The organism is Xanthobacter sp. DMC12 (assembly GCF_056314105.1).
The window spans coordinates 1,467,849-1,480,335 of the sequence record NZ_JBQUYZ010000001.1; the positions used below are offsets into that span (position 1 = coordinate 1,467,849).

General features: G+C 65.3%; 11 protein-coding genes and 1 pseudogene. 6 read left to right on the plus strand and 6 right to left on the minus strand.

The genetic code is table 11. The features are described 5' to 3' along the window. The first annotated feature begins 46 nt into the window (after window positions 1–46). Both ACT535_RS06810 and ACT535_RS06815 read left to right on the plus strand, forming a co-directional pair. On the plus strand, window positions 47–1,339 hold the full coding sequence (locus tag ACT535_RS06810; RefSeq protein ID WP_476363785.1) for a D-amino acid dehydrogenase: 1,293 nt from the start codon (window positions 47–49) through the stop codon (window positions 1,337–1,339). Window positions 1,340–1,474: 135 nt separating this feature from the next. Continuing rightward, window positions 1,475–1,759: pseudogene (locus tag ACT535_RS06815) on the plus strand (DDE-type integrase/transposase/recombinase); the annotation flags it as partial. 72 nt (window positions 1,760–1,831) lie between these two features. Here ACT535_RS06815 and ACT535_RS06820 read toward each other — a convergent pair. After that, complete coding sequence (locus ACT535_RS06820; protein ID WP_476363786.1) at window positions 1,832–3,088, minus strand: ABC transporter substrate-binding protein; 1,257 nt, start codon at window positions 3,086–3,088, stop codon at window positions 1,832–1,834. Between the two features lie 411 nt (window positions 3,089–3,499). After that, a complete protein-coding gene (locus tag ACT535_RS06825; protein ID WP_476363787.1) occupies window positions 3,500–4,450 on the minus strand; it encodes a LysR family transcriptional regulator in 951 nt (316 codons plus the stop codon). A 206-nt stretch (window positions 4,451–4,656) separates the two neighbouring features. On the opposite strand from ACT535_RS06825, the gene ACT535_RS06830 reads away from it, so the two are divergent. Genes ACT535_RS06830 through ACT535_RS06845 form a run of 4 tightly spaced genes read left to right on the plus strand, consistent with a single transcriptional unit; the run spans window position 4,657 to window position 8,210 of the window. Beyond that, window positions 4,657–5,901, plus strand: coding sequence for a CaiB/BaiF CoA transferase family protein (locus ACT535_RS06830; RefSeq protein WP_476363788.1), 1,245 nt, complete (start codon window positions 4,657–4,659; stop codon window positions 5,899–5,901). A gap of 47 nt (window positions 5,902–5,948) precedes the next feature. Next, the gene (locus tag ACT535_RS06835) at window positions 5,949–7,151 is read left to right on the plus strand and encodes a CaiB/BaiF CoA transferase family protein (protein ID WP_476363789.1); all 1,203 of its coding nucleotides are present in this window, start codon (window positions 5,949–5,951) and stop codon (window positions 7,149–7,151) included. Between the two features lie 10 nt (window positions 7,152–7,161). Next, entirely contained in the window at window positions 7,162–7,755 is a 594-nt protein-coding gene (locus ACT535_RS06840) for an FAS1-like dehydratase domain-containing protein (RefSeq protein ID WP_476363790.1), read from the plus strand. Then, on the plus strand, window positions 7,752–8,210 hold the full coding sequence (locus tag ACT535_RS06845) for a hotdog family protein (RefSeq protein WP_476363791.1): 459 nt from the start codon (window positions 7,752–7,754) through the stop codon (window positions 8,208–8,210). Before ACT535_RS06840 ends, ACT535_RS06845 begins: the two co-directional genes overlap by 4 nt. A 46-nt stretch (window positions 8,211–8,256) precedes the next feature. Here the strand turns inward: ACT535_RS06845 and ACT535_RS06850 are convergent, their stop codons facing one another. From ACT535_RS06850 to ACT535_RS06865, 4 genes are all read right to left on the minus strand, one after another. Beyond that, on the minus strand, window positions 8,257–9,261 hold the full coding sequence (locus ACT535_RS06850; protein ID WP_476363792.1) for an MBL fold metallo-hydrolase: 1,005 nt from the start codon (window positions 9,259–9,261) through the stop codon (window positions 8,257–8,259). 103 nt (window positions 9,262–9,364) lie between these two features. Beyond that, complete coding sequence (locus tag ACT535_RS06855; RefSeq protein ID WP_168459700.1) at window positions 9,365–10,549, minus strand: acetyl-CoA C-acyltransferase family protein; 1,185 nt, start codon at window positions 10,547–10,549, stop codon at window positions 9,365–9,367. Between the two features lie 42 nt (window positions 10,550–10,591). Further along, a complete protein-coding gene (locus ACT535_RS06860; protein ID WP_476363793.1) occupies window positions 10,592–11,668 on the minus strand; it encodes a 3-hydroxyacyl-CoA dehydrogenase family protein in 1,077 nt (358 codons plus the stop codon). 52 nt (window positions 11,669–11,720) lie between these two features. Next, window positions 11,721–12,485, minus strand: coding sequence for an SDR family NAD(P)-dependent oxidoreductase (locus ACT535_RS06865; protein ID WP_476363794.1), 765 nt, complete (start codon window positions 12,483–12,485; stop codon window positions 11,721–11,723). Window positions 12,486–12,487 lie beyond the last annotated feature (2 nt).

A 12,487-nucleotide genomic window follows, 5' to 3' on the forward strand; every position in this document is an offset into this window, starting at 1 on the left:
GCCAGAGGCATCCATGTCATGTAGTCCTCAAGCGCGGGAGAGCCCCATGCGCAATATTGCCGTCATTGGAGCTGGTATAACCGGTATTACCACCGCTTATGCCCTGAGTGAGCGTGGGTACGACGTCACCGTCATAGATCGTCAGCGCTACGCGGCGATGGAAACATCCTTCGCTAACGGAGGGCAGCTTTCAGCCTCCAATTCTGAAGTCTGGAATTCCTGGGCAACTGTGCTTAAAGGCATCAAGTGGATGTTCAGGCAGGATGCGCCGCTGCTGATGAACCCCACGCCTTCCTGGCACAAGTATTCCTGGATGGCTGAGTTTCTGGCCAATATCCCAAATTATAGAGCGAACACCATCGAGACCACTCGCCTCGCCATCCTGGCCCGCGACTACATGTTCTACATGGCGAAGCGTGAGGGCATAGATTTCAATCTCGAAAAGCGCGGCATTCTGCATATCTATCGAGACAAATCCGGCTTCGATGCGGCTTCCCGTGCCGGTGCGCTCTATACGCAAGGTGGGCTGTCGCGGCGAGCGCTAGGTCCCGCCGAGATCCATGAGATCGAGCCAACCCTCCATGGAAAATATTACGGCGGATTCTTCACGGAATCAGACTCAACTGGAGATATTCATCTATTCACACGCGGCCTCGCAAAAGCTTGCCGGCGCCGTAACGTCCGTTTCATCCATGACGCGGCTGTAGACTCAGTCAGGCATTCTTTTCAGGGCGCCCGACCTCGTATCGACATTTCGCTCACGATTGCCCCAGCGGATGAAGTTGGGCGCGCTATCTACGAGAGCCATAGCTTCGATGCTGTCGTGGTGTGTGCAGGCGTAGGCTCACGGGCAATTGGTGTTCAGTTGGGTGATCGTGTGAACGTCTATCCGGTGAAGGGCTATTCCATCACCGTGATGCTTGATGATGAGGCCAGCCAGAATGGGGCGCCCTGGGTGAGCCTGCTCGACGACCAGGCCAAGATTGTTACAAGCCGCCTAGGGAAAGATCGCTTTCGCGTTGCTGGGACAGCTGAGTTTAACGGTGAGAACCGCGACATTCGTGCGGATCGCATTCATCCTCTAGTGGAGTGGACACGGAAGCTGTTTCCGGGGGCGTCCACGGCGCGGGTGGTGCCTTGGGCCGGTCTGCGTCCAATGATGCCGGACATGATGCCTCGCGTCGGACCCGGCAAGCGGCTTGGCGTGTTCTACAACACGGGCCATGGGCATCTCGGCTGGACCCTGTCAGCTGCGACTGCTCAGATGATCGCTGAGACGGTGGCCATTGATATTCCGCTGGAACCGTCCTCGCCAATGCGCAGCATCTCGGCGCAGTAGCGCGCAACGGCGGTTCAAACTGCTCCCGCTTAAGTCATCAGGTGCGTTTTTGTCTTAGAACGACTTAGGCATATTGATGGGGTGAGAGTGTGAACGGCCCCCGGTTTGCCGGAGGCTCCAGGTCCTGAGAAGGTGGAAGGACGTCAACTCGCTCGCTGCACCGTGGCGCGCCTGATGCGAAGCGCGGGTCTACACGGTGTGATCCGCCGCAAGCCCATGCGCACCACGGTGGCCGACAAGGGGGCTCCGTGCCCACTCGATCATGTGAACCGGGTCTTCCATGCGCCGGCGCCGAACAGGCTTTGGCTCTCGGATTTTACCTATGTCAGCACCTGGTCGGGCTTCGTCTACGTTGCCTTCGTCATCGACGCCTACTCCCGTCACATCATCGGCTGGCGCGTATCGCGAACCGCACATGCCCACTGCCGAAGCGCCATCTGGAGACCGCCAATTTGATTCCGCCAAAGTAGTACTAGAGGTTTGGAGTTGCGATTATCGTGGCGGCCCGTCGAGCTGCATGCAGCCGCCCTCATCGATGGGACGAACAATGTCTGCCGCCTTCACTGTGCGGCGCACCTTAAGGATATCCCAAGGAGCTTTTACCTCACCCGGACCTTTCGCCTCGAGTAGATACTGGTCGTTCATCAGCCGTCCGTCGGACCGTATTGTTGCGCCAGGTGCATAGAAGTCGTTCAGGGGCATGGCCTTCATCTGGCGCATGTTTGTCAGTCCGTCATGACTCCTGGTCTCGGAGACCGCGCGCAGATAGTGGCGAACAGCGCTGTACACGCCGGCGTGGATTTCCGTCGGCATATTGCCGTTGCTTTGCGCGGCGAAGCGCTTCGCAAATGCGCGGCTACCCTCATCGCGATCCCAATAGAAGCCCGAAAGATACTGAAGTCCCTTGGCATTTTCCGGGCCGAGCGCCTTCACATTGTTCAGGAACATGACGAATACAGCATATCGTACGCTTCCTTCCATGCCGAACTCACGCGCCTGTTTGATCGCGTTCATGGCATCGGCGCCTCCGGCTGCCAGCCCGAGCACCTTGGGGCTTGCCGCCTGAGCCTGAAGCAGGAAAGATGAAAAGTCATGATTCAGCAGAGGAAAGCGGACCGCCCCGAGCGTCCTTCCGTTCAACTGCCGCAACGTTCGCTCCGCCTCGACCTGCATCGCCTTTCCAAAGGCATAGTCGGCAGTCAGAAAAAACCAGCTTGTGCCGCCCTCCGCGAAGACGGCCTTGGTCAGGCCTTGCCCCAGGGAATAGCTGTCGAACAGCCATTGCGCGCCGGTCGGCGAGCAGTCCTTGCCGTAAAGGTCGGATACCGCCGATCCGACATGAACGACGATTTTCTGCTTTGCCCGAGCAATATCCTGAATGGCGAGAGATGCCGCCGAATGGGCAATATCGAAGATCGCATCGATCTCTCCGACCTCGAAGCCCTTTCGCGCCGCCGCAGCAGCAATATCAACCTTGTTTTGGTGATCGAGCGAGGTCACCACGACGGGCATGTCGGCCACCGTGCCGCCGAAATCCTCGACCGCCAGCTTCGCAGCGATAAAACTGCCCAGTCCCGCGGCCTGAGAGGTTTCCGACGTCTGGTCATTCATGACGAGCAGTCGGATGGGTTGGTTCTGCGGCTGCGCTAGCGCCGATCCGCACAATGGCAGCCCAAGGACGGCGCTCAGGGCAAGCGCGCCCTTGCGCAACGCAAATTCCGACACAATCTTCTTTAGTCTTAACTTCACTGAATATCCCTCCCATTTTTGACGTTATTTCGGTTTTATTTTCATAATTCTTGCCGCGATGGATCTCGCGCTTCGCCAGCACACGCCCTTGTACAAGCGCTTAGGGCGGCAGAAAGCCGAACCCCGGAAGGTCACTATCGTCCCCGCAAAACCGTTGAAATCTTCGTGCGACACGGATTTGGCCGCGACCTCCGGGCTCGGCTGTCTCTGCACATCGCGTGCCGCGTTGGGTGCAGGATCGTGAAATGATCGCGCGCGCTCCAATACGGATTTGGGGCCTATTCATCTAAAAATCGTCTCAATGCCGTATCCCGGACGCGCTACGACATTCGATTTTCCGTTGGTGCGACAGGCGCGGCGCGCGCTCACAATCGCGGTCGACAGCGCCCGGTCAGCCGGCAGCGGCTGCGTTCAACGCGAAGATTGGATTTGCGCCCAGCCGTCGCCTGCCACTGCGGGCACGGGATCGGCATGCATGCGCTCCACGCCAAAGGCAAGTTGCCAAAGGCTGTCTGAGGCGGGAAAACGCCTATCCTTCCTGCGGACAAGCTTGAACGGCACGATCGGAGAGCAACGAAGAGGGCGAGCCGCCACGCCAGGCGGATGATATGCCGCCAACGTGAAGCGGAAATGCGCCATCACGAGGGACGATCGGTTCTGGTCCTGCAGGATAAGATTGGCATCCACGTCGAACACTTCGACAAGCCGCGCCCCTACCTTCTGCAGGGGAGCGTAGAGAATATCAAATTGCCAGGGGTGCAGCGCCCGGGTGTAGACGGCGACGCGCCGCCCAGCGAGCGCCTCCGCCGGCACAGCATCAGCATAGGCGGCCAAGGGATCGTCGGCGCGGAACAGCAGCTCGACACCCATGTCGCAAAGCGTGATCTCCTCGATGTCCTCCACCGCCGGTCCGGTGAGGAAAGCCAGATCGAGTTCGCCTGCCCGCAACCGTTCGAACAGTACCGGGCTGTAGCCGACTTCCAGCTCGATACCGACGCCCGGCCTTTGCTGGGCAAACGATCGCAGAAGGTCATAACGCGCCCTGATATTCGAGCTATAGGGCGGTGCACCGATGCGCAGGCGGGCCGACGAGCGGCGGCGCAGCTGGCTGACAACCTCTTCCGCCGCGGCCGCCGATTGGGCGAGCGTGCGCGCGCACTGGAGAAAGATACGCCCTTCTTCCGTCAAGTCGACCCGCCGGGTGGTGCGCTCGAACAAGGCGAACCCGAGTTGCTCCTCAAGCTTGCGGATCTGGGTCGAAAGCCAGGGCTGCGCGATGCGCAGGCGCTCGGCTGCCCGGGTGAACGACCCTTCCTCCGCAACGATGGCGAAATAAAGCGTCAGACGCAGGTCGAGCTTCATGGCGCGGCTCCCTTGGCGGCGATTGATACGCCTTTCGAATGAGTATGCCGCACAATCGTATTTGAGCACGCGACCTTGTTTCGCGATCCTCCCAATCGTGCACCGGCGCATGTCCCATACAGGTCGCACAGCCAACGGCCACGAAAGGGCCGAGACGCTTCGAAATAAAACCACGGGATGAACCGCTCGCGGGAGGCGAACCCCAATTGACCAATCGTGGCTTCCTGTCCCCCTACCGCGTGCTCGATCTTACGGAGCATGGAGCACTGCTGGCCGGGCACATGCTTGCTCAGCTTGGTGCCGAGGTCATCCAGGTGGAACCTCCGGCCTCAGGTTCCGATGAGGCGGCATTCTTCGTTCGTTCGGCCTATACGGCCGGCAAGCGATCCGTGACCTGCGACATCGACCAGCCGGAGGGGCGGGCCCTCTTCCTGCGTCTCGTCGAAACCGCCGACATCCTCATCGAGTCCGCGGCACCCGGCGCGATGGCCCGGCGCGGCCTCGACCACGAGACCTTGCGCGCGGCCTTTCCCCGGCTCATCCACGTCTCCATCACGCCCTTCGGCGCGTGGGGCCCGAAGGCGGGCTATGCCGCGACAGACCTGACCATCTGGGCGGCGGGCGGCCCGCTCCTGCCCGCCCGCCGGGATGAGAGGGCACCACTGAGAATGAGCGTGCCGCAAAGCCTCCTGCATGCGGCCGGCGATGCTGCCAACGGCGCCATGGTCGCCCTTTTCGCCCGGCGGCTCACGGGGTGCGGTCAGCATGTGGCCGTCTCGGCCCAGGAAAGCGTGGCACAGGCGACACTCTCCTGCGTGCTGGCGGCGGCGGTCGGACACGACAACTTTTCCATCCGTCCGCAGGTCAGGAACTCGGGCCGAAAGCCCCTCGACCTCAGCGGCAGCGGAGCACGCACCGGCCGGACCAAATGGGAGGTGCGCGACGGAATCGTCGAGTTGCATCTCGCCATGGGCCCCGCCACCGGACGCTTCACCAACAATCTGTTCGCCTGGCTGCGCGAAGAGAATGCCTGCGACGAACGCATCGCGGCCTGGGACTGGACTACGCTGCCCGGCCGGATCGAAGCCGACGAAATCGACGAGAACGAAGTCGAGCGTGCCCGTTCCTTCGTCGCGGATTTTCTGATCAGCAAGACCAAGGCGGAACTCATCGACAACGCTATCCGCCGGAAGCTGCTGCTCGCCCCGGTCATGACCATCGCCGACCTCGTGGAGAGCCCCCAGCTCGCGGCGCGCTCCTATTTCCGGACTGTCGAGGATGCGACGGGGACACGCCACCTCCTGCCCGGCCCCTTTGCCACGCTGGATCGCCCCGGCTTCGCGCCCACACGGCCCGCGCCGGAACCCGGCGCCGACAACGCCGCAGTCTACGCACGCATCGGCCTTTCGGCGCCGGATATCGCCGTCCTTGAGACAGCAGGGGTCATCTGATCATGACAGCTCAGGATCGCCCATTGGGGCACCTCCAAGATCGCCCATTGGGCCACCTCAAGGTGCTCGACCTCGCCTGGGTCGTGGCGGGGCCCATCGTCGGCCGCGTGCTCGCCGATCACGGCGCCACCGTGGTGCGCGTCGAGTCTTCGCGGCGCGTCGAGACGGCCCGCGTGATGGGACCGTTTCCCGGCGGCGTCCTCGACCCGCAGAAGTCGGAGCTGTTCGAGAATTGCAACGCCGGCAAGCTCGGCCTCGTGCTCGATCTCTCGTCCAGCGAAGGGCAGGAGGTCATCCGCGATCTTGTCGCCTGGTGTGATGTGGTCATCGAATCTTTCTCGCCGGGGCAGATGGCCCGGTGGGGCCTCAGTTATGAAGCGCTGGCGCAGATCCGCCCCGGACTCGTCATGCTCAGCACGTCTCTGATGGGGCAGTCGGGTCCCTACAGCTCTTTCGCGGGATATGGGAACATCGGCGCCGCCATGTCCGGCTTCCAGAACCTGCTCGGCTGGCCGGGAGAGCTGCCCATCGGCCCCTACGGGCCCTATACGGACTATGTGGCCCCGCGCTTCAGCATCCTCGCCCTGCTGGCCGCGCTGGACCAGCGGGACCGCACCGGGGAAGGCTGCTGGATCGACGTCTCGCAGGCGGAGGCGGGCATCCAGTTCCTCGCCCCGCAGATCGTCGAGTACGGCGCGACCGGACGGATTGCCGGGGCCGACGGCAACCGCGATCCTCATATGTCGCCCCACGGGGTTTTTCCCGGCCTCGGGGGCGAGGATGCATGGGTCGCCATCGCCGTGCGCGACGACGCCGAATGGCGACGGCTCGCTGGCCTGATCGGCGGCGACACGCTGGCCGCAGACGAACATTTCCTCACCCTCGCCGGCCGCAAGGCGAACGAGGACGCCCTGGAGGCGATTGTCGCCGCCTGGACCGCCGCCCGCACGCCCCATGCGGTGGAAGCGCTGCTTCAGGCTGGAGGTATCCCCGCGCACGTTGCCGCCTCCAGCGCGGATTTCGTCAACGACCCGCACCTTGTGGCCCGCGGCCACCTCATCCGGCTCCCCCATCCGCTCATGGGCGAGAGCGTTGTCGAAGGGCCGCGCTTCATCCTGTCCGAGACGCCGGGACGCCCGGCCACCTGCGCTCCGACCTTCGGCCGGGACGAACAACATATCCTGGCCGACCTGCTGGGCTACGACGGCGCGCGCATCGCAGCGCTGCATCAGGCCGGCGTGCTGGTTTGAGGGACACCCGATGACCACTGATCCCGCGCCTCATCCTGCCGACTGGATGGCGGCCTGGCAGCCCATGATCGATGCGATCGGCCAGGACTTCGCGCCCGGTCTCGCCCCCACGGATGCGGACCCCATCGAGCGCAGCACCGTGCGGCGCTATCTGGAGCCGCTGGAGTTCGACTGCCCGCTCCACTATGACACCGACGTGGCGCGGGCATACGGCTATGCCGACATCGTCCTGCCATGCACAGCCCTGCAGAGCTTCTCCCTCGCCCCGGCCTGGCGGCCCGGCGAGACGATTTTCGACAGTGCCGAACGCAATGCGCAGCCCAACCGCAGCGCCGTCAGCGGCGTTCGATCTCCCCTGGAACCGCCGACCACGGGGTTCTTCGCGACAGAGTATGATGTGGAATTCCTGCGTCCCGCCGTCGTCGGCGACACGCTGGCCCGTCGCGGGGCGCGGCTCGTGGGATGCGTCCCCAAGGAGACCAAGGTCGGACGCGGGGCTTTCCTCACCTGGGCATCCGACATCGTGAACCAGCGGAACGAGGTGGTCGCCCACGTCCGATCCAGCTTCTTCCGGTACAATCCCCACCCCGGAGCAAGATCATGACACGCCCGCCCGAACCGCTCTGGGAGGATGTCACCGTCGGCGAGGAAATCGGGCCGCTTGCCTTCCCGCTCACGGTCTACCGCCTTGTCATGGCCGCCGGCGCGAACCGCGATTTCAACGCGATCCACCACAACAGTGCGTATGCGCAGGCGTCCGGCGCGCCGGACATCTACGCCAACAACTTCCTGCTGCAGGGCATGTGGGAGCGTCTGGTGCGCGAACGCATCGGTCTCGGCGGCGTCATCCGCCGGCTGAGCTGCTTTCGCATGCGGATATTCAACACCGTCGGCGATAGCGTGACGGTCAAGGGCCGCGTCGTCGCCAAGTGGGCGGAAGCGGACGCAGGCTATGTGGAGTTCGAAATCTGGTCCGAAAATGCCCACGGCATCAGCGTCGGCCCGGGCAAGGTCCTTGCTACCATGGCGCGCCGCGCGGATACCAACCAGGGCCCTTGAGAAGGCCTCGCCGGCCCTCGGCCAGGCCCACGCGGCTGCCTGTGTCTCACCGCCGCGCGAAGTGCCAGGCGCCATCCTCCTCCGCCTGTTCAAGCGCACCGGTACCGACCAGATGGCGGAGATGGGCGAGGGCTTCGCTCAAGCCGAACCCGGTCTGCTCCAGCGCGAGGGGACGAAACAGCACATCCAATGTATCCATGACCGTGCGCGGCGTGGCGCAGAAATCAATCAGGCGTTCCAGGCGTTCCACGTGGTGGGCCTTCAGCTCCGCAATCCGCGCCTTGAGGCCGGCGAACGGCTCGCCATGGGACGGCAGCACGCGGGTGTCCTCCGGCAGCGTCTCGAAGGAGTCAAGCGAGGCGAGGAACAGTCCGAGGTTGTCGGCCGCCGGATCGGACGGGTGGGCGCCGATGTGCGGCGAGATGCGCCCGAGGATCTGGTCCGCCGCGATCAACAGGCGCCGCCCGGCGCTGTAAAGGCAGATCATCTCCGGGGCATGCCCCTCGCCGATCATGACCCGCCAGGAGCTTCCGGCCAGCATCAGCTCATCCCCAGCCGCCACCCGCAGGTAGCGGCGCGGCAGGTCGCCGACCCATTTGGGAAACAGCATGCCGCGACGCCGGAGATGGTCCAGGAACGGCTCGGGCGCGCCGCACAGCCGGTTGTGCGCGACAAGCTGCGGGATCACCTCGGATGGCTGCTCGCGCAGCAGCAGACGCGCCTGCATCCATTCCACGCGGCTCATGTGGATGTCCGCCCCGGTGCGGGCATGCAACCAGCCGGCAAGGCCCACATGGTCGGGGTGGAAATGGGTGACGAGGAGCCGTGCGATCGGCCGCCCTCGCAACCGAGGATCGGCAAGAACGCGCGTGAACAGCGCGCGCGTCGGCGCATCGTCCACGCCGGAATCGATCAGCGTCCAGCCATCCGGTCCATCGAGAAGCCAGGCGTTGACTTCGCTCGGAGGAAAGGGGAGCGGCACGCGGATGCGCAGGATATCCGGCGCCACCTCGGAAAGGCTCTCCAGGGCGGCGTCCTCGATGCTTGCCATGTGCGCTGTCCAATGTTGGGCGCATCGTGCGTCCTGCCGGCCCGCTATGGGCCGGCAGGACGGTGACGCGCCTGTGGGCTCCCCGTGCTCCTGAGCGCGGGGCTCAGGCCCGCTCCAGCACCACGGCGATGCCCTGGCCGCCGCCGATGCACATCGTGATCAGGCCGTAGCGGCCCTGGGTGCGATGAAGCTCGTGGATGGTCTTCACCGCGAGGATGGCGCCGGTCGCGCCCACGGGATGGCCAAGGGCGATGGCTCCACCATTGGGATTGACCTTCGCCGGATCGAACCCGAGCGCCCGGCTCACCGCACAGGCCTGGGCAGCGAAGGCCTCGTTCGACTCAATGACGTCGATGTCGTCCACCGCGAGGCCCGCCTTGCGCAGGGCGGTCCGCACTGCGGGCACGGGCCCCATGCCCATCTCCGACGGGTCGACGCCCGCGAGCCCCCATGAGACCAGCCGCGCCAGCGGCTTGAGACCGCGTTCCGTGGCTGCCGCCTCGCTGGCGAGCACCACGGCTGCCGCGCCGTCATTGATGCCGGAGGCATTGCCAGCTGTCACCGTGCCATCCTTTCTGAAGACCGGCCTGAGCTTTTCGAGGTCTGCCGGGGAGACATCCCGGCGCACGTGCTCGTCGGTATCGAACACCACCGGTCCCTTGCGGGAGGCGATCTCGAACGGCGCAATCTGGTCCTTGAAATAGCCTTCGGCGATGGCGCGCGCCGCGCGGCGGTGGCTCTCCACCGCGGCCGCATCCTGGTCGTCGCGGGAGACCTGATAACGCTCGGCCACGTTCTCGGCCGTCACCCCCATATGGCCGTGGCCGAACGGGTCGGTGAGCACGCCCACCATCATGTCGACGGCGCTGGCCGCGCCCATCCTCTGGCCCCACCGGGCGGCCGGCAGCAGATAGCCGCCGCGGCTCATGCTCTCCGCGCCGCCGGCAAGGGCAATGGCGGCGTCGCCGAGCTTGATCGCCTGCCCGGCGGTGACAATGGCCTGGAGGCCGGAGCCGCACAGCCGGTTCACCGTGAGGGCCGGCGCCTCCTTCGGCACCCCCGCCTCGATGGCCACCACCCGCGAGATGTACATGTCGCGCGGCTCGGTGTGGATCACGTTGCCGACCACCGCCTGCTCCACATCCGCCGCTGCGATGCCGGCCCGCGCGATAGCTTCCCGCGCCGCATGAGCGCCGAGGTCGGTCGGTGGCACGTCCTTCAAGGCGCCACCGAAGGCGCCGATGGCCGTGCGGGCGGCGGAGAGGAAAAAGACGTCCGGGGTGCTCATCGGATACCTGCTTGAATCGACCTGTCGGGACACATGCCGCCGTCAGACGGCCACTACCGGAAGCGGCGGCACCGGATGCCCACTGCGGCGGCACACGGAAAGAACGGCACGCTCCACCCTCTCGGCCGGATAGCGCCGCATGAGGGTGAACGGCCCTTCGGCAAACTTCAAGGCGAGAACCGCACCGTGGTCGACCGCGGCCGGGTCCGCCACATCCTCCCGGGCAAGTTCCATCGCCGGCACCACCAGCGCGCCGAGAAGCCGGTCTTCGGCCACATCGAGGTCCGCGCCGCCGAGCGCCTGCTCAATCGGCCAGTCGACCCCGAGCTCCGCCTGGGTCCGCAGGGCCGTGCTCGGCTGGTAGAAGGGGCCGAGCATGGCAAGGTTCGCCATGGCGTGGGCGGCGACGGCGGGACGGATGAGATTCATCACCGTGAACGGGCCCGCAGTGGCGCCGATCCGTTCGCGGGCCACGCGGTCCACGTCGGCGGGGCCGGCGATGCCTTCCTCCACCAGCCGGGTCGCCTCGTTGTAATAGGGGCAGAAGAAGCGGTTGATGGCGAAGCCGGGCCGGTCTCGGCAGGCTAGCGGCACCCGCTTCGTCTGCGCCAGAAACGCCAGGGCGCGCTCCACCACGGCAGCGGACGTATCGCGCGAGCGCACTACCTCCACCAGCGGCGACACCTCCGAGGGGCTGAAATAGTGCAGGCCGAGGAACCGCCCGGCGAAGGCGACGCCTGACGCCAGCGTGCCCACTTCCAGCGCGCTGGTGTTGGTGGCGATCACCATCTCGTCCCCCACGTGGGGCGCCAGCGCATCGAACAGCGCGCGCTTCACCGTGAAATCCTCGAACACCGCCTCGATGAGGAGATCCGCATGGGCGAGATCGGCGAGCGTCGGCGCGGTCGCGATGCGCGCGAGCGCCTGCTCTGCCTCTTCCGGCTGCATCTTGCCGCTCTTCGTCCAGCGGGCGTAGGTCGCTGCGGCGCGATCGCGGAGCTTGTCCACGCCGTCAGATCGGGCATCGAACACCGTGACCGAAAGACCGTGGCGGGCTGCATCCAGCGCGATCCCTCCCCCCATCAGGCCGGCACCGACCACTGCGAGCTTCGTGCTCATCGGCTTTCTCTTTTCTCGGGCTTGGCGGCTGACGGTTGCTGACGGCGCCGTTTCACAGGGATGACACGAGGTGACCGCCGTCGATGGCCAGCGTCGCACCGGTCATGTAGGCGGCGGCGTCCGAGCAGAGGAACACCAGCGGGCCGGCAAGATCCTCCGGCCGGCCCAGACGCCGGAACGGGATGCGGCGGACCAAAGCAGCCCCGGCCTCGCTCTCGAAGAAGTCACGGTTGAGGTCGGTCTCGATATAGCCCGGGCACAGGGCGTTCGCCCGGATCTTGTACCGCGCCCATTCGAGAGCCATGGAGCGTGTCAGTTGGACGAGAGCCGCCTTGGAGGCCGCATAGGGGGCCACCTGACCGGCCACCCTGAGACCGAGGATGGAGGCCACGTTGACGATGGCACCGCCCGGCCCCTTCGCCATGGCCCGCGCCGCCGCCTGCCCCACCAGGAAGGCTCCCTTTAGGTTGGTGTCCATGATGCGGTCCCAGCCGGCTTCGTCCATGTCGAACAGAGGCGTGGTGGCGGTGACACCGGCATTGTTCACCAGCACGTCGAGGCCGCCCCACCGTTCTGCCACAGCGGCGATGGCGGCTTCCGCGGACGCGGGGTCCGTGACGTCGACGGACAGCGCGATCACCTCCGCGCCCTGCGTGCGGAGGCGCTCCGCGACCGCCTCGCAGGAGGCCGTGTTGCGGGCCGCGAGAGCAACCCGCGCGCCGTGGACCGCCAGCGTCTCGCCGAAGAAGGCGCCAAGGCCCTGCGAGCCCCCCGTCACCAGCACGGACTTTCCCTTGAGGTCACCCATGGCAAGCATGC

What these genes read in the sequence shown, in the direction of transcription:
- ACT535_RS06810 (WP_476363785.1), top strand. Translation starts at nt 47, where the DNA reads ATGCGCAATATTGCCGTCATTGGAGCTGGTATAACCGGTATTACCACC.
- ACT535_RS06825 (WP_476363787.1), bottom strand. Translation starts at nt 4,450, where the DNA reads ATGAAGCTCGACCTGCGTCTGACGCTTTATTTCGCCATCGTTGCGGAG.
- ACT535_RS06840 (WP_476363790.1), top strand. Translation starts at nt 7,162, where the DNA reads ATGACCACTGATCCCGCGCCTCATCCTGCCGACTGGATGGCGGCCTGG.
- ACT535_RS06845 (WP_476363791.1), top strand. Translation starts at nt 7,752, where the DNA reads ATGACACGCCCGCCCGAACCGCTCTGGGAGGATGTCACCGTCGGCGAG.
- ACT535_RS06850 (WP_476363792.1), bottom strand. Translation starts at nt 9,261, where the DNA reads ATGGCAAGCATCGAGGACGCCGCCCTGGAGAGCCTTTCCGAGGTGGCG.
- ACT535_RS06855 (WP_168459700.1), bottom strand. Translation starts at nt 10,549, where the DNA reads ATGAGCACCCCGGACGTCTTTTTCCTCTCCGCCGCCCGCACGGCCATC.
- ACT535_RS06860 (WP_476363793.1), bottom strand. Translation starts at nt 11,668, where the DNA reads ATGAGCACGAAGCTCGCAGTGGTCGGTGCCGGCCTGATGGGGGGAGGG.
- ACT535_RS06865 (WP_476363794.1), bottom strand. Translation starts at nt 12,485, where the DNA reads ATGCTTGCCATGGGTGACCTCAAGGGAAAGTCCGTGCTGGTGACGGGG.